Source organism: Pseudomonas sp. 7-41 (genome assembly GCF_021233075.1).
Classification (GTDB): Bacteria; Pseudomonadota; Gammaproteobacteria; order Pseudomonadales; family Pseudomonadaceae; genus Aquipseudomonas; species Aquipseudomonas veronii.
The window spans coordinates 4,714,708-4,730,728 of sequence record NZ_CP089551.1 but is presented as its reverse complement, the minus strand read 5'-3'; the positions used below and the strand labels follow the sequence as shown (position 1 = coordinate 4,730,728).

Annotated in this window: 19 protein-coding genes and 1 tRNA gene; 17 read left to right on the top strand and 3 right to left on the bottom strand. The window is 57.6% G+C overall.

From position 1 onward, the window contains the following. The first annotated feature begins 21 nt into the window (after nucleotides 1-21). From rbsK to LQ249_RS21300, 3 genes are read left to right on the top strand one after another with little or no spacing between them, the layout of a single operon-like run. Nucleotides 22-939: a ribokinase gene (gene rbsK, locus LQ249_RS21310; RefSeq protein ID WP_232565891.1), complete on the top strand. Its 918-nt coding sequence runs from the start codon at nucleotides 22-24 to the stop codon at nucleotides 937-939. After that, entirely contained in the window at nucleotides 936-1,340 is a 405-nt protein-coding gene (rbsD, locus tag LQ249_RS21305; RefSeq protein WP_046382652.1) for a D-ribose pyranase, read from the top strand. The genes rbsK and rbsD overlap by 4 nt, the downstream gene beginning before the upstream one ends. Nucleotides 1,341-1,366: 26 nt before the next feature. After that, entirely contained in the window at nucleotides 1,367-2,395 is a 1,029-nt protein-coding gene (locus tag LQ249_RS21300; protein WP_057005672.1) for a nucleoside hydrolase, read from the top strand. 33 nt (nucleotides 2,396-2,428) lie between these two features. Here LQ249_RS21300 and LQ249_RS21295 read toward each other — a convergent pair whose 3' ends face one another. After that, the gene (locus tag LQ249_RS21295; RefSeq protein WP_017847671.1) at nucleotides 2,429-2,641 is read right to left on the bottom strand and encodes a hypothetical protein; all 213 of its coding nucleotides are present in this window, start codon (nucleotides 2,639-2,641) and stop codon (nucleotides 2,429-2,431) included. A 171-nt stretch (nucleotides 2,642-2,812) separates the two neighbouring features. Here LQ249_RS21295 and LQ249_RS21290 point away from each other — a divergent pair, with 171 nt between their 5' ends. Further along, on the top strand, nucleotides 2,813-3,121 hold the full coding sequence (locus tag LQ249_RS21290; protein WP_026140116.1) for a hypothetical protein: 309 nt from the start codon (nucleotides 2,813-2,815) through the stop codon (nucleotides 3,119-3,121). A 144-nt stretch (nucleotides 3,122-3,265) separates the two neighbouring features. Then, nucleotides 3,266-3,586: an I78 family peptidase inhibitor gene (locus LQ249_RS21285; RefSeq protein ID WP_017847669.1), complete on the top strand. Its 321-nt coding sequence runs from the start codon at nucleotides 3,266-3,268 to the stop codon at nucleotides 3,584-3,586. 72 nt (nucleotides 3,587-3,658) lie between these two features. Here LQ249_RS21285 and LQ249_RS21280 read toward each other — a convergent pair whose 3' ends face one another. Both LQ249_RS21280 and LQ249_RS21275 read right to left on the bottom strand, forming a co-directional pair. Beyond that, nucleotides 3,659-3,871 carry a cold-shock protein gene (locus LQ249_RS21280; RefSeq protein ID WP_003234260.1) on the bottom strand — a complete coding sequence of 71 codons (213 nt, stop codon included), beginning with the start codon at nucleotides 3,869-3,871 and terminating at the stop codon, nucleotides 3,659-3,661. Nucleotides 3,872-4,160: 289 nt separating this feature from the next. Next, nucleotides 4,161-4,475 (bottom strand): hypothetical protein, encoded by a 315-nt coding sequence (locus LQ249_RS21275; protein ID WP_082107723.1) that lies wholly within the window; start codon nucleotides 4,473-4,475, stop codon nucleotides 4,161-4,163. A 368-nt stretch (nucleotides 4,476-4,843) separates the two neighbouring features. Between LQ249_RS21275 and thrS the strand changes: the two genes are divergently transcribed. From thrS to LQ249_RS21215, 12 genes are all read left to right on the top strand, one after another. Further along, complete coding sequence (gene thrS, locus LQ249_RS21270; RefSeq protein WP_232565890.1) at nucleotides 4,844-6,766, top strand: threonine--tRNA ligase; 1,923 nt, start codon at nucleotides 4,844-4,846, stop codon at nucleotides 6,764-6,766. Next, nucleotides 6,766-7,317 (top strand): translation initiation factor IF-3, encoded by a 552-nt coding sequence (gene infC / locus LQ249_RS21265; RefSeq protein WP_169850653.1) that lies wholly within the window; start codon nucleotides 6,766-6,768, stop codon nucleotides 7,315-7,317. The genes thrS and infC overlap by 1 nt, the downstream gene beginning before the upstream one ends. A 60-nt stretch (nucleotides 7,318-7,377) precedes the next feature. Then, nucleotides 7,378-7,572: a 50S ribosomal protein L35 gene (gene rpmI, locus LQ249_RS21260; RefSeq protein WP_002553160.1), complete on the top strand. Its 195-nt coding sequence runs from the start codon at nucleotides 7,378-7,380 to the stop codon at nucleotides 7,570-7,572. Between the two features lie 30 nt (nucleotides 7,573-7,602). Continuing rightward, the gene (gene rplT / locus LQ249_RS21255) at nucleotides 7,603-7,959 is read left to right on the top strand and encodes a 50S ribosomal protein L20 (protein ID WP_002553161.1); all 357 of its coding nucleotides are present in this window, start codon (nucleotides 7,603-7,605) and stop codon (nucleotides 7,957-7,959) included. 109 nt (nucleotides 7,960-8,068) lie between these two features. After that, nucleotides 8,069-9,085 (top strand): phenylalanine--tRNA ligase subunit alpha, encoded by a 1,017-nt coding sequence (pheS, locus tag LQ249_RS21250; protein ID WP_017847666.1) that lies wholly within the window; start codon nucleotides 8,069-8,071, stop codon nucleotides 9,083-9,085. A gap of 26 nt (nucleotides 9,086-9,111) precedes the next feature. Beyond that, on the top strand, nucleotides 9,112-11,490 hold the full coding sequence (pheT, locus tag LQ249_RS21245) for a phenylalanine--tRNA ligase subunit beta (RefSeq protein WP_232565889.1): 2,379 nt from the start codon (nucleotides 9,112-9,114) through the stop codon (nucleotides 11,488-11,490). A gap of 3 nt (nucleotides 11,491-11,493) precedes the next feature. Continuing rightward, a complete protein-coding gene (ihfA, locus tag LQ249_RS21240; protein ID WP_002553164.1) occupies nucleotides 11,494-11,796 on the top strand; it encodes an integration host factor subunit alpha in 303 nt (100 codons plus the stop codon). After that, nucleotides 11,777-12,133: a MerR family transcriptional regulator gene (locus tag LQ249_RS21235; protein WP_003174972.1), complete on the top strand. Its 357-nt coding sequence runs from the start codon at nucleotides 11,777-11,779 to the stop codon at nucleotides 12,131-12,133. Before ihfA ends, LQ249_RS21235 begins: the two co-directional genes overlap by 20 nt. Before the next feature lie 90 nt (nucleotides 12,134-12,223). Beyond that, nucleotides 12,224-12,300: transfer RNA gene (locus tag LQ249_RS21230), tRNA-Pro, on the top strand. 1,071 nt (nucleotides 12,301-13,371) lie between these two features. Further along, nucleotides 13,372-14,301: a LysR family transcriptional regulator gene (locus LQ249_RS21225; protein ID WP_169881657.1), complete on the top strand. Its 930-nt coding sequence runs from the start codon at nucleotides 13,372-13,374 to the stop codon at nucleotides 14,299-14,301. 128 nt (nucleotides 14,302-14,429) lie between these two features. Beyond that, nucleotides 14,430-14,924: a hydroxyquinol 1,2-dioxygenase gene (locus tag LQ249_RS21220; protein ID WP_169881656.1), complete on the top strand. Its 495-nt coding sequence runs from the start codon at nucleotides 14,430-14,432 to the stop codon at nucleotides 14,922-14,924. A 51-nt stretch (nucleotides 14,925-14,975) separates the two neighbouring features. Continuing rightward, nucleotides 14,976-15,995 (top strand): hydroxyquinol 1,2-dioxygenase, encoded by a 1,020-nt coding sequence (locus tag LQ249_RS21215; protein ID WP_169881655.1) that lies wholly within the window; start codon nucleotides 14,976-14,978, stop codon nucleotides 15,993-15,995. Nucleotides 15,996-16,021: the final 26 nt, after the last annotated feature.

Below are 16,021 nucleotides of genomic sequence, written 5' to 3'. Positions count from 1 at the left end.
CGAATTGATGAGTACTGATGTATGCCAGCAAAAGTAGTGGTAGTAGGCAGCTTGAACATGGACCTGGTCACCCGCGCCAGCCGGTTGCCCCGCGCCGGTGAAACCCTGATCGGCCAATCGTTTTCCACCGTCCCCGGTGGCAAGGGCGCGAACCAGGCCGTCGCATCGGCGCGGCTGGGGGCTGAGGTGGCGATGATCGGCTGCATCGGCTCTGACGCCTACGGTGTCCAATTGCGCGATGCGTTGCTGGTCGAAGGCATCGATTGCCAGGCCGTTAGCCGTGTCGACGGTTCCAGCGGTGTGGCGTTGATTGTGGTGGACGACAGCAGCCAGAACGCGATCGTGATCGTTGCCGGCAGTAACGGTGAGCTGACGCCCGCTTCGTTGCAGGCGGCTGATGCGGTGTTGCAGGCCGCCGACGTAATCGTCTGTCAGCTTGAAGTGCCGCTGGAGACCGTCGGGTATGCGCTCAAGCGCGGGCGTGAACTGGGCAAGACGGTGATCCTCAATCCGGCCCCGGCCAGCGGTCCTTTGCCGGCGCAGTGGTATGCCTCGATCGATTACCTGATCCCCAACGAAAGCGAAGCCACCGCCCTGAGCGGCGTGACGGTGGACTCCCTGGACAGCGCCAAGCTCGCCGCGGCGCAGTTGATCAAGGCCGGCGCCGCTAAAGTGATCATCACCCTCGGCGCTCAGGGCGCGCTGTTCAGCGATGGCAACCGTGTTGAGCACCTGGCGGCGCCCAACGTCAAGGCGGTGGACACCACGGCTGCCGGCGACACGTTCGTCGGCGGTTTTGCCGCAGCGCTGGCCCATGGCAAAAGCGAAGCCGAGGCGATTCGTTTTGGTCAGGTGGCGGCCGCGCTGTCAGTCACCCGCGCCGGCGCGCAACCCTCTATTCCTACGCTGCACGACGTTCAAGGTTTTGTGCCCTCATGAAAAAGACACCGCTGCTCAATATCGCCCTGTCACGGCTGATCGCCTCCCTCGGGCATGGCGACATCCTGGTTATCGGTGATGCGGGCCTGCCTGTGCCGCCGGGCGTCGAGTTGATCGACTTGGCCCTGACCCAGGGCATTCCCGACTTCATCAGCACCTTGCGCATTGTGCTCAGCGAAATGCAGGTGGAAAGCCACGTGCTGGCCGAAGAAATCCTGCTCAAGCAACCGCCGGCGCTCAGCGCGCTCAATGCCCTGACCGACCAGGCGGCGCTCGGCGAGCGGCGTCTGCTCAGTCATGACGCATTCAAGCAACTGAGCCGCAGCGCGCGTGCCATTGTCCGCACGGGCGAGTGCCAGCCTTATTGCAATATCGCACTGGTGTCCGGCGTCACGTTCTAGAGTTCCCCAACGACAAGGAGTGTTTCATGCCGCGTAATCTTCCAACCCTGAGAAATCTGTTCCGGAGTGTTTTGCTTTTGTCCGTACTCACCGCAGTGAGCGCCCAAGCGGCGGAAAAAATCGACCTGATCATCGACACCGACCCAGGTGCCGACGATGTAGTGGCCTTGCTGTTTGCCATGGCCTCCCCGGAGGAGTTGAACATTCGGGCGCTGACCACCGTCGCCGGCAATGTGCGCCTGGACAAGACCTCGCGTAACGCGCGCCTGGCTCGTGAGTGGGCAGGGCGAGAGGACATCCCGGTGTACGCGGGCGCGCCGAAACCGCTGCTGCGCACGCCGATCTACGCCGAAAATATCCATGGCAAGGAAGGCATCTCCGGTGTCGCCGTACATGAGCCGAAAAAGGCCCTGGCCGAAGGCAATGCCGTTGATTACCTGATCAAGACCCTGAGCACCGCCAAGCCGCACAGCATCACCATCGCCATGCTTGGCCCGCAGACCAACCTGGCGTTGGCGCTGACCCAGGCGCCAGAGATCACCCAGGGCATCAAGGAAGTGGTGGTGATGGGCGGCGCGCACTTCAACGGCGGCAATATCACGCCGGTGGCCGAGTTCAACCTGTTCGCCGACCCGGTCGCGGCCGAGATTGTGCTCAAGAGTGGCGTCAAGCTGACCTATCTGCCGTTGGACGTGACCCACAAGGTGCTGACCAGTGAAGCGCGCCTGAAGAAGATCGCCGACATCAACAACAACGCGAGCAAAGTCGTCGGCGATATTCTCAATGAATACGTCAAAGGCGATATGGAGCACTACGGCATTCCTGGCGGCCCGGTGCATGACGCCACAGTCATCGCGTATCTGCTCAAGCCTTCGTTGTTCAGCGGGCGTCAGGCCAATATGGTGGTGGACAGCCGCGAAGGGCCGACCTTTGGCCAGACCATCGTCGATTGGTATGACGGCCTGAAGCAGGAAAAGAATGTGTTCTGGGTTGAGAATGGCGACGCCCAGGGCTTTTTCGATCTGTTGACCGAGCGCCTGGCGCGCCTGAAGTAAGGTGATTGCCGGTCGGCGCTCGCCGGCCGGTGCTTAATCGCGCCCGGGGTTGTGTGCGCCCATGTGATCGGCCGGGTATTTCTCGAAAACCTGGCCAATGAACGCTTGCGCGGCCTGGGTGCCCAACTCCTTGACCAGCAGGTCGATACCGATGATCGCCAATTCTTCCGGGCTTCCGGGGCTGTAGGAACTCTGCCCTTGGGGCCACTTGGCTTTGATGTCGGCTTGGAGCGTTACGGTGGTCATGGGTGTCTCACGAGCTGGAAGTACGGGGTGATGCGCTGAAACGCGGTTCTTACGTCGGCAGTTAAGCATTTTGTACGGCGTTTGGCACTGCTACTTACGCATGAGGTATTTCGAAATGAGGCAAGCAGTGTGCGACACTGTCAGCCTGTTTTAATGACCGGGGAACACCGCGTGCAGATCGACTTGAACAACCCCGAGAACCTGACACTGGCCGCCGTGCGCCAACTGCTTGCCAGTGCCAGTGACGATGAACACACTCAATTGCGAGTCACCAGGGCAGGTATTGCCTACATCTCCTCCGGCAAGGCCGTCGGCGGCGTCGATATCGATGGGTTGCTGTTTCGCCTGGAAACCTGGGCCAAGGGCTCCGGTTACGTCGGAAACGTGGCCGCCAGCGATGAGGTCTGGGTCACACAGATTTTCAATGCCTTGAAACAGAACTGGCCTAAGCCACCGTTTGACTACATCGACATTTACTGAATTCGTTCATATCTGGTGACGATTGATCGGGCGAATGCCTGCCCTGAGTCAGGCAGACTTGCCAGCAGGCGATTTACGTCTTGAAACCAATCCGCCTGATCGCTGTCGCACGATCTCTGTCCATTTTTTATCATAGGAGGCTTCATGCCTTGGAAGCTCGCATCATTCGGTACTTTGTTGGCGGCACTCGCGTTGGCGGGTTGCAGCACCCCGGGTACCTCTGAGCCAGCCAAAGATGCCGCCGTGACCGATGCCGGTCATAGCCGCTGTGAGGCGAAGGCCGCCGAGTTCACGATCGGCCAGAAAGCCTCGCCCCAGTTGCTGGAGCAAGCGCGTACCCGTGCCGGTGCGCAGAACGCCCGAATTCTCAAGCCTAACGATATGATCACCCTGGAATACCGCTCCGACCGCCTTAACCTCAACACCGACGACAACCTGGTGATCACCCGGGTCAATTGCGGCTGATAGCCACAGGCTTTTGCAGCGCCCATAAAAAACCCCGTCACATGGACGGGGTTTTTTTAGCTCAGCGGAGAATTACTCGCCGCGAACCTGTGCAGCTTGCATACCCTTTTGGCCTTTCTCAGCCACGAAGGAAACGGTTTGGCCTTCTTTCAGGCTTTTGAAACCGTCGCTTTCGATAGCTTTGAAGTGTACGAACAGGTCGTCACCGCCACCTTGAGGAGTGATGAAGCCGAAGCCTTTTTCATCGTTGAACCATTTAACGGTGCCGGTTTGGCGATTAGACATGGTGTATCTCCAAGAAACATATATTTTCAGTAGTGCTGTGCTGCTCAGGCCAACTGGGCACACAGGGCTATCATAGTCGAAATGTTCGGCTTGGGAGCCCCCCCAAGGCACTGTTTGCTAATCAATAGCCCCGGGTTTAGTCCTTCGGTTGGCTGAAAGCCCCGATCTACGGGGCTTTCGCACGAAATATCAGCTGGTAAAAAAAGCCGTAAAAGCTGCGTATTTTGTGCGAAATGGCAGTTTTAAGAGGGCTTTTACCGAAAAACTGCCATCCGAATTGCAGCGATTCTTACTTTTTCTTCACGACTTTGCAGGACGAAATAGCCGAGACTGCTTTGTTTTTAAGCGCCTGGCTCGCGTTCTGGTTGGTCATGAGTTCCTTGATTTCCGCGGTGCTCAATTCAGCATTGATCTTGTCGGCGCCGCATTCGCAGTGATCTTTGGCGGTTTTGATGTCCACGTTCTGGCTGGCGGCTGAACTGCAGTCTTTGACGAATGCGTCCCTGGCGCCCGCAGGCCAGTTCGAAGGGGCGGCGGCCTGTGCGCCGAGGGAGAGAAGGGTAAGGGATGCTGCAAGCGCGAAGGTCGAGGAAAAACGCATCATTAAATGCTCCTAAAGTCGTGAGGACGAATGGCGATTCTCGGCGGATTTGACGGGGGACGTACAGCTCAAGTTCACTTTTGCCGCTATAAAAGCGGGAATTTGTTATTGGCTGTGGCGCCGTGGGCGCGATGACCGTTCATCTGTGCTAGCATCGTGTGCTTGGCTATTTCCGGGCGCGCCAAATGCCGCCTTGCCATGTTTCTTTTTCGTCCACTCCAGTCACTCTGGTTCGATCACCGGTTGGCCGAAAGGCTCCTGCCGCTGTAAGGCAGGCGTTCATCACTGAACGGCCTGGTATTGGATCTTGTACTGGCTCATCCCAACCCACGTGACCTTTGGTAGGGGTCACCACTAGGAGAGGAGGCGCCATGCCAACTATTACTCTTCCCGATGGCAGTCAACGTTCATTCGATCATTCGGTTTCCGTAGCCGAGGTCGCCGCATCCATTGGTGCTGGCTTGGCCAAGGCCACCGTGGCCGGCAAGGTCGACGGCAAGCTGGTTGACGCCAGCGACCTGATCACCGCCGATGCCAGCCTGCAAATCATCACGCCCAGGGATCAAGAGGGGCTGGAGATCATTCGCCACTCTTGCGCACACCTGATTGGCCACGCGGTCAAGCAGCTGTACCCGACGGCGAAAATGGTGATCGGCCCGGTCATCGACGATGGCTTCTATTACGACATCGCCTACGAGCGTCCTTTTACTCCGGACGATCTGGCCGCAATCGAACAGCGCATGCACGCGCTGATCGAAAAAGATTACGACGTGATCAAGAAAGTCACGCCGCGCGCCGAAGTGATCGACGTGTTCACTGCCCGTGGCGAAGACTACAAGCTGCGCCTGGTGGAAGACATGCCGGACGAACAGGCCATGGGCCTGTACTACCACGAAGAATACGTCGACATGTGCCGTGGCCCGCACGTGCCGAACACGCGTTTCCTCAAATCGTTCAAGTTGACCAAGCTGTCCGGCGCCTACTGGCGCGGCGACGCGAAGAACGAGCAACTGCAGCGGATCTACGGCACGGCCTGGGCTGACAAGAAGCAGCTGGCCGCCTACGTCCAGCGCATCGAAGAAGCCGAGAAGCGCGACCACCGCAAGATCGGCAAGCGCCTGAACCTGTTCCACCTCCAGGAAGAAGCGCCGGGCATGGTGTTCTGGCACCCGAACGGCTGGACCCTGTATCAGGTGCTCGAGCAGTACATGCGCAAGGTTCAGCGCGAAAACGGCTACCTGGAGATCAAGACTCCTCAGGTTGTTGACCGCAGCCTGTGGGAGAAATCCGGGCACTGGGCCAACTACGCCGACAACATGTTCACTACCCAGTCGGAAAACCGCGACTACGCCATCAAGCCGATGAACTGCCCTTGCCACGTGCAGGTGTTCAACCAAGGCCTGAAGAGCTACCGCGAGTTGCCGATGCGCCTGGCCGAGTTCGGTGCCTGCCACCGTAACGAGCCGTCGGGTGCGCTGCACGGCATCATGCGCGTGCGCGGCTTCACTCAGGACGACGCCCACATCTTCTGCACCGAAGAGCAGATGCAGGCCGAATCCGCTGCGTTCATCAAGCTGACCATGGACGTTTATCGCGATTTCGGCTTTACCGAAGTCGAAATGAAGCTGTCCACTCGTCCGGAAAAACGCGTCGGTTCCGATGAATTGTGGGATCGCGCCGAAGCCGCACTGGCCGCTGCGCTAGACAGCGCGGGCCTTGCGTATGATCTGCAGCCGGGTGAGGGCGCCTTCTACGGTCCGAAAATCGAGTTTTCGCTGAAAGATTGTCTTGGTCGTGTCTGGCAATGTGGTACTTTGCAGCTCGATTTTAACCTGCCGATCCGTCTGGGAGCCGAATACGTCTCCGAAGACAACAGCCGTAAACACCCGGTTATGCTGCACCGGGCGATCCTCGGCTCGTTCGAACGGTTCGTCGGTATCCTGATCGAGCACTACGAGGGCGCATTCCCCGCGTGGTTGGCTCCGACCCAGGCAGTGATCATGAATATCACTGATAAACAGGCCGATTTTGCTGCTGAAGTTGAAAAAACTCTCAACGAAAGCGGATTTCGTGCCAAGTCCGACTTGAGAAATGAAAAGATCGGCTTTAAAATCCGCGAGCATACTTTGCTCAAGGTTCCCTATCTTTTGGTTATCGGAGATCGGGAAGTCGAGATGCAGACTGTCGCTGTGCGTACTCGTGAAGGTGCTGACCTGGGCTCGATGCCCGTCGCCCAGTTCGCTGAGTTCCTCGCGCAAGCGGTTTCCCGGCGTGGTCGCCCAGATTCGGAGTAATTATTATTAAGCGTGAAATGAGACAAGATAAACGAGCTGCACCGAAAGCCCCGATCAACGAGAATATCTCGGCACGCGAGGTTCGGTTAATTGGCGCTGACGGCGAGCAGATTGGCATCGTCTCGATTGATGAAGCGCTTCGTATCGCTGAAGAGTCCAAACTGGACCTGGTGGAAATTTCCGCCGACGCAGTCCCACCTGTTTGCCGGGTGATGGACTACGGCAAGTCGATCTTCGAAAAGAAGAAGCAGATTGCTGCGGCGAAGAAGAACCAGAAGCAGATTCAAGTAAAAGAAATCAAGTTTCGTCCAGGGACGGAGGAAGGGGATTACCAGGTAAAACTGCGCAACCTGGTACGTTTCCTGAGTGATGGGGACAGGGCCAAGGTATCCTTGCGATTCCGCGGCCGTGAGATGGCCCACCAGGAGCTGGGGATGGAACTCCTCAAGCGGGTTGAAGCTGACCTGCTCGAGTACGGTTCGGTCGAACAGCATCCTAAGATGGAAGGACGCCAACTGATCATGGTCATCGCCCCGAAAAAGAAGAAGTAATCAATAGGGCACGGCAGGCCTTCTGATTATGTTTATCAACTGAATGCGGAGTATCCGAACATGCCAAAGATGAAGACTAAAAGTGGTGCTGCTAAGCGGTTTCTGAAAACTGCTAACGGTATCAAGCACAAGCACGCTTTCAAGAGCCACATCCTGACCAAAATGTCGACCAAGCGTAAGCGTCAACTGCGCGGTAGCAGCTTGCTGCATCCGTCTGACGTGGCAAAAGTCGAGCGCATGCTGCGCCTTCGTTAATTTTTGGATCAAGAATAGAGGAAGTAACTCATGGCTCGTGTAAAGCGTGGCGTCATTGCCCGTAAACGTCACAAAAAAATTCTGAAACTTGCTAAAGGCTACTACGGCGCGCGTTCACGCGTATTCCGTGTCGCCAAGCAAGCGGTAATCAAGGCAGGCCAATACGCCTACCGTGACCGTCGTCAGAAAAAACGTCAGTTCCGCGCTCTGTGGATCGCTCGTATCAACGCTGGTGCTCGTGTTAACGGTCTGTCCTACAGCCGTTTCATCGCTGGCCTGAAAAAAGCGTCCATCGAGATCGACCGTAAGGTTCTGGCTGATCTGGCAGTGAACGAAAAAGCGGCGTTTGCTGCGATTGTCGAGAAAGCTAAAGCCACCTTGGCTTAAGTACCCCCGACAGTCACCCTGGGCTACTCCTGTGGCCCAAGGTGTTAAACGTCATAAATAGGGGAAGAGCCTTCAAGCTCTTCCCCTATTTTGTATCTGGAGTCTGTACATGGAAAACCTGGACGCGCTCGTCGCTCAAGCTCTTGAGGCTGTGCAAAGCGCTGAAGATATCAATGCCCTGGAGCAAATCCGGGTTCACTACCTTGGCAAAAAGGGTGAATTGACTCAGGTGATGAAGACCCTGGGGAATTTGCCGGCTGAAGAGCGTCCGCAAGTCGGTGCGCTGATCAACGTCGCCAAGGAGCGTGTCACAGAGGTTCTCAATGCGCGCAAGGCGTCGCTCGAGGAGGCCGAACTTTCGGCCAAGCTCGCCGCCGAGTCCATTGACGTAACCTTGCCTGGCCGTGGCCAGGCCTCGGGCGGTCTGCATCCGATCACCCGGACTCTGGAACGTATCGAGCAGTTCTTCACCCATATCGGCTACGGCATCGCCGAAGGCCCTGAGGTCGAAGACGACTATCACAACTTCGAGGCGCTCAACATCCCAGGCCATCACCCGGCCCGGTCGATGCACGACACCTTCTACTTCAACGCGAACATGTTGTTGCGCACCCATACCTCGCCGGTACAGGTCCGCACCATGGAAGCGAACAAGCCGCCGATCCGCATCGTCTGCCCAGGCCGTGTGTACCGCAGCGACTCCGATATTACCCACTCGCCGATGTTCCACCAGGTCGAAGGCCTGCTGGTCGATCGCGATATCAATTTCGCCGACCTCAAAGGCACCATCGAAGAGTTCCTGCGGGTGTTCTTCGAGAAAGAGCTGGCGGTGCGTTTCCGTCCATCGTTCTTCCCGTTCACCGAGCCTTCCGCCGAAGTCGACATGGAATGCGTGATGTGCAGCGGTAAAGGCTGCCGCGTCTGCAAGCAGACCGGCTGGCTGGAAGTGATGGGCTGCGGCATGGTTCACCCCAACGTGCTGCGCATGTCCGGGATCGACCCGGAAGAGTTCTCGGGCTTTGCCTTCGGCATGGGCGTTGAGCGTCTGGCCATGCTGCGTTACGGCGTGAACGACTTGCGTCTGTTCTTCGACAACGACTTGCGGTTCCTCGCGCAATTTCGCTAGTCGTAACGAATCTTTAGGAGAGCAGGATGAAATTCAGTGAACAATGGCTGCGTGGCTGGGTAAGCCCGCAGGTAAGCCGCGACGAGCTGGTTGCTCGTCTGTCGATGGCCGGTCTTGAGGTCGATAGCGTTACTCCGGCCGCCGGCGTATTCAGCGGTGTGGTCGTGGGTGAGGTGCTGAGCACCGAGCAGCACCCCGATGCCGACAAATTGCGTGTGTGTCAGGTCAGCAATGGCGCGCAGACGTTCCAGGTCGTGTGCGGAGCGCCTAATGTGCGCCCGGGCCTGAAGATCCCGTTCGCCATGATCGGCGCCGAACTGCCGGGCGACTTCAAGATCAAGAAAGCCAAGCTGCGTGGCGTTGAGTCCAACGGCATGCTGTGCTCCCAGGCGGAACTGCAGGTGGGCGAGGGCAATGATGGCCTGATGGAGCTGCCGGCCGACGCGCCCGTGGGCCAGGACATTCGTGTCTACCTGGAACTGGAAGACGCCAGCATCGAGGTCGACCTGACCCCGAACCGCGGCGACTGCCTGTCCCTGGCGGGCCTGGCGCGTGAAGTAGGCGCGCTGTACGACGCGCCCGTCACCCGGCCGGTGGTTGCCGCAGTTGCTGCGGTGCATGATGAAGTGCGCTCGATCGAAGTACTGGCACCCAACGCGTGCCCGCGTTACCTGGGGCGTGTGATCCGCAACGTCGACCTGTCCAAGCCAACGCCGCTGTGGATGGTTGAGCGCCTGCGTCGCGCTGACGTGCGCAGCATCGACGCCGCCGTCGATATCACCAACTATGTGATGATTGAACTCGGCCAGCCGTTGCACGCGTTCGATCTCGCCGAAATCAATGGCGGCATCCGTGTGCGGATGGCGGAAGAAGGCGAGAAGCTGGTTCTGCTCGACGGCCAGGAAGTCAGCCTGCGTGCCGACACCCTGGTGATCGCCGACCATTCCCGCGCCCTGGCGATTGCCGGTGTGATGGGTGGCGAACACAGCGGTGTGTCCGCAACCACGCGTGACATCTTTCTTGAGAGCGCATTCTTCGACCAGATCGCCATCGCCGGCAAGGCCCGTTCCTACGGCCTGCACACCGATGCGTCGCACCGCTACGAGCGTGGCGTGGACTGGAAACTGGCGCGTGAAGCCATGGAGCGCGCCACTGGCCTGCTGCTGGAAATCACCGGTGGCGAAGCGGGCCCGATCACTGAAACCGTCAGCGAACAATACCTGCCGTCGATTGCACCGATCACCCTGCGCGCCAAAAGCGTTGAGCAAATGCTCGGCCTGGTGATCGAGCCAGCGGAAATCGAGCGTCTGCTTTCGGCCCTCGACCTGGGCATTGCCGCCGGTGAAGCCGGACAGTGGCGCGTTGAGGTGCCAAGCCATCGCTTCGATATCAGCCTCGAAGTCGACCTGATCGAAGAACTGGCCCGTCTCTACGGCTACAACCGTCTGCCGGTTCGCTACCCGCAAGCGCGCCTGGCGCCGCAACCCAAGGCCGAAGCGCGCGCGCACCTGCCTGAGCTGCGCCGTCTGCTGGTTGCCCGTGGCTATCAGGAAGCGGTGACCTACAGCTTCATCGATCCTAAGCAGTTCGAACTGTTCAACCCAGGCGTCGAGCCGCTGTTGTTGGCCAACCCGATCTCCAACGACATGGCCGCCATGCGTTCGTCGTTGTGGCCAGGCCTGGTGAAGGCACTTTCCCACAACCTGAACCGCCAGCAAGACCGCGTGCGTATGTTCGAAAGCGGCCTGCGTTTCGTCGGCCAGCTGGATGGCTTGAAGCAAGAGCCGATGCTTGCCGGTGTTGTTTGCGGTAGCCGCTTGCCGGAAGGCTGGGCCCAAGGCCGTGATGCAGTGGACTTCTTCGACGTTAAAGCGGACGTGGAAGCCGTATTGGGGTTTGCCGGAGCACTGAACGACTTCTCGTTCGTGCCAGGCAGCCACCCAGCGTTGCACCCGGGCCAGACGGCGCGCATCGAGCGCGAAGGTCGACTGGTGGGCTTCGTCGGTGCCCTTCACCCGGAACTGTCGAAAACCCTCGGTCTCGACCGTCCGGTCTTCGTTTTTGAACTGGTCCTGGCCGAAGTCGCTTTGGGCAAGATGCCGAAATTCAGCGAGCTGTCGCGCTTCCCGGAAGTGCGTCGCGACCTGGCGCTGATCGCCGATCGTGAAGTGTCCGCCACGGCCGTTCTGGATGTCATCCGTGAAAATGCAGGCGAATGGCTGACGGACCTCAGGCTATTTGACGTCTATCAGGGTAAAGGCATTGATCCGCATAGAAAAAGCCTTGCAGTTGGCTTGACCTGGCAGCATCCATCGCGCACTCTTAATGACGATGAGGTGAATACCACGACACAAAATATCCTCACCTCGCTCGAACAAAGGTTGAACGCCACGTTAAGGAAGTGACGTATGGGGGCTTTGACGAAAGCTGAGATGGCGGAACGTCTGTACGAAGAGTTGGGTCTGAACAAACGCGAGGCCAAGGAATTGGTCGAGTTGTTCTTTGAAGAAATCAGACACGCTCTGGAAGACAACGAACAGGTCAAATTGTCCGGTTTCGGCAATTTTGACCTGCGAGACAAACGCCAGCGGCCTGGCCGCAATCCAAAAACGGGAGAAGAAATCCCGATCACGGCTCGCCGTGTGGTCACCTTTCGTCCAGGGCAGAAGTTGAAGGCCCGAGTTGAGGCTTATGCTGGAACCAAGTCATAACGACGAGCTACCCGTCATCCCAGGCAAACGCTACTTCACCATCGGTGAAGTCAGCGAGCTCTGTGCGGTAAAACCGCATGTGCTGCGCTATTGGGAGCAGGAGTTTCCTCAACTCAACCCCGTCAAACGCACCGGGAACCGTCGGTATTATCAGCGCCAGGATGTGCTGATGATCCGACAGATCCGTGCATTGCTGTACGATCAGGGGTTCACCATCAGCGGCGCGCGCCAGCGCATGTCCGGTGATGAAGCCAAAGACGACACCACCCAATACAAGCAACTGATCCGCCAAATGATCTCCGAACTCGAAGATGTGCTGGTGGTTCTGAAAAAATGATTCAGGCTTTTAAAATACTTCCACATTTCAAAAGCTTGCGGTATATTCCTGATCGCTTCATTGCGAAGCGAACCCAGTAACACGCCTAGTCGGGGCGTAGCGCAGTCCGGTAGCGCACTAGCATGGGGTGCTAGGGGTCGAGTGTTCGAATCACTCCGTCCCGACCATATAATTCAAGGGGTTGCGAGATTTTATCTCGCGACCCTTTTTTATTTTTAGTCGTTTTTACCCCCACAAAACGGCTGGCTCTAGGTGGAATCTTAGGTCGCTCGTAGTTTCTGGAAAGGTTGTGTGAGTTCACTCCGCTTTTGGCCCTTTTTCGCGCTGCCTTTGGCACCAGTCCAGTCCGATATTTCTCTTCATTTCTCAGCGTTTTCGCATGTCAGATAGCCTTGCCAAACGCCACGTTCCTGGGCGATTAGGGCGTTTTTCCTAAACCGCTCCGCGGCTCTAAACCCTGGAAGCTCAGTTCCGATTTTTCGTTCTTAAAGGTCACCATCCCAAATCAGTGAAACCGGTTGCACGTCAAGCGGGCCTTGCCTTTGAAGACAAACGGAAGCAGCGAAAGCACCTTTAGGCCGGACTTCCGATTGTGCGCTAGGGAAGCGGAACAGAGCGCGGGGAGGGCGCATCAATTCGAATTGATTTCTGACGGCCTGTGGGTCTCCTGAAGACCCTTTGATCCCAAGGCCCAGGGGCCGTTTGGAATCAAACCATCGCGTCCGAGAGCCTGACTCATACCTCCAAATTCTACGTTTTTGGGCCCAATCCGCAGTGCCAATCAGACCGCAAACTCAACCGACTTTTTGCGGTTTTAGTGACAATCCATTTTGCGGGTAGTTGGCACCATTGAGTTCCGCTGAACCCACGAAAGATCCGTTGGCCGCCGCTTCTAGCGGTCAGCTCGGGATTTCTTGCAAGGTCCTGGCCGGTGCCAAATCCGCTGCGAACTCACAGGTTGAAAAAAAGGGACGTAGGAAGCTCCAATCACGGTTCGCCTCAGATCCGAACGTTCTGCTGTAAGTCGATCAAGCCCTCAAAGTGACGATGTGCTCGCATTGGTGATGATGATCAAGGGGGATTTACCGGCTAACTCATGGGTTGGCAGGTTATCCCCATGCAACAGCGGTTTTCGGTTCAGAGAGACAAGTCGCGCTCCTTCACGGTTGTGGAGGGGCAGCTGTCGACAGGCTAACCTGCTGCTCCTATAAGAACAGAAACTCCAGAGAGCCTGCCCCATGGATCGTTTACTCAGTGTCGAAGCCTTTGTACGTGTTGCCGAGACCGGTAACTTCGCCAAGGCGGCTCAGCAATTGGGCGTCACCCGCTCGGTAATCACTCACCGCATTCAACAATTGGAACAGTTCATCAGCGCGCCGCTGTTTCACCGCAGCACTCGTCATGTGCGGCTGTCCGAGGTGGGGGAGACGTACTACAAGGAGTGCGCCGACATGGTCGCGAGTTTCAACTCGCTGACTGAGCATATGCGCGAATTGCGCGCCAAACCCACCGGTAAATTGCGCGTGCAGATGCTACCGGGTTTTGCCATCGGCCACTTCGGCAGGATGCTGGCTGAGTTCACGCGGCTTTATCCGGACATTGAGGTCGACGTTATCGTCAATGATCGGGTGGTGGACCCTATCGAAGAAGGCTTTGATGTGGCGTTCCAGATGTTCCCGCCACTGGCCGAGACCCTGATCGAGCGCCGGTTGTTCAGTGTGCGTCGGTTGTTCTGCATGTCCCCCGATTATGCCGCCGAGTTCGGCATGCCCACGCACCCGCAGGAACTGTTGCAACACAAGATTGCGTTGTACGAAGGCTATCCCTCGCGTAACCGTTGGATCTTCACTGGGGCAGACGAGCAGGTCGAGTTGAGCCTGCCAGGGCATGTACGATCAAACTCGGTGCATTTACTGCGCGACTACGCGTCGACCGGGGTCTGCATTGTCTGTCTGCCGACCCTGGTCGCCAGTGATGATCTGCTCAGCGGCCGGCTGATTCCTGTCCTGCCTGAGTATGCGCTGTCCTCCTTCAGCTTTTCTGCGGTGTACCCCGCAACCCAGCGGCGGGCCTTGAAAGTACGCACCCTGATTGATTTTCTTGTGGAAAGTTTTGGCGATGAGCCATGTTGGGATAAGCCCTTGCTGGAGCGCGGCTGGATCCGCTGATCAGGGCGTTGCCAACGTATTGTTTGCGTTTTGCGAACACTGTTGTCGCCAGCACTCTCATTGTTCCTGAAGAAAGCACGACGTACTGTGGGGCCACTGTTACTACAACAACAAAACGGTGAAAAACCATGAGCAGCGCTGCAATCGAAACGGTCTTCGGCTCGCTGGACAACTACAGCAAAGGGTCGGTTGAAATCATCAGCGGCCAGGCCAGCCATTACGCCTTTTCAAATGTCTTCGAGGTGGCGGAAAAATCCCTTCCCTACGAAAAAGTCGTCGTCGGCCTCAACCTGGGCTACGTCATTGAAACCCTGCGCGCGGAAGGTCAGTCGCCTTGGTACACGGCGGCGCACGATGAGTTCGCTATCGTCATGGACGGCGAAGTACGCGTGGATTTCCTCAAGCTCGATACGCCGTTGACCGACGGCGAAGGCACACGGTTGGCGGGTGAAATCCCCGCAGGCAAGCCGATGGGCTACGTGCTGCTCAAGCGCGGCCATCAATGCCTGTTGCCGCACGGGGCCGCCTATCGCTTCGAATCCAGCCGTCCTGGCGTGTTATTGCAGCAGACAATTAAAGGCCCGTTGTCGGTCGAGAAGTGGGCAGACATCTGCTTCAAGTGATCACCGCCGTTTTCCACTCAAAATAATCAGAAAAACTTGAGGAATCCTGTCATGGCCATGCTTGAAAACGCTGTCGATAACGCCATTTTTGCCGAAGACGAAGTCCAGGTCAGTCTGCCCCATGCCGTCACCGGCTACTGTGCTTTCAAGCTCGGCGCTTTCGAGCTATCGCGCGACGAGTATTTTGCCCGTATCACCTGGCCCGCCAAAGGTCAGACGCGCTCGCACCTGATTCCGATCGATGCCTTTCTGCGTGCGATGATGCGCGACGTGGCCTGGGGCTTTTTCTACGGTTGGGTCAACTTCGACCATGTTATCGGCACCCGTAATTACTACGGCAAAGTCGACCTGTATGCAGGCACCTTCAACGGCACGTTGAAAGCCGCAGGCGTCAACTACACCGAAAACTTTGAAACACCGCTGATCATGGCCACGTTTAAAGCCATCTTGCGCGACTGGACCAACGCCACCTTCGATCCGTTCGCGGCGCCGGAAGAGACCGGCACGGCGTTCGGCCGCAAAAATGGCAATAACATCGAAGCCATCGAGCGCTTCCGCATTGCCACCAAACGCATGCCTGGCCTGGCGGATGATTCGCCGTTGCGTGACGATCTGCCGGTCAATCGCCAGTTCACCGATGTTTCTCAAGGCGAACCGGAAGTACACGCCGCCGAAGGCTTTGAAGGTGAGCTGCATGCCTTCAGCCTGTTCAAATACTTGTCGCGCTCTGACGTGACGTGGAACCCGTCGGTGACTTCGGTGTGCAAGGCCAGCCTGTTCTGCCCGACCACCGAAGAATTCATTCTGCCGGTGTTCCACGGCAATGACCGGGTCGAGTGGTTCCTGCAACTGTCCGATGAAATCCTCTGGGATGTTGGCGACAAGGATGACGGCAGTCCACGCGCGCGCATCACCATGCGTGCTGGCGATATCTGCGCCATGCCGGCGGACATTCGCCACCAAGGCTATTCGACCAAGCGCTCAATGCTGCTGGTGTGGGAAAACGCCACGCCGAACCTGCCGCAACGCTATGAAAGCGGCGAACTCACGCCTTATCCGATCGCGTTCTAAGCCCCTTCTTCGGCCCGGCGCTCGCC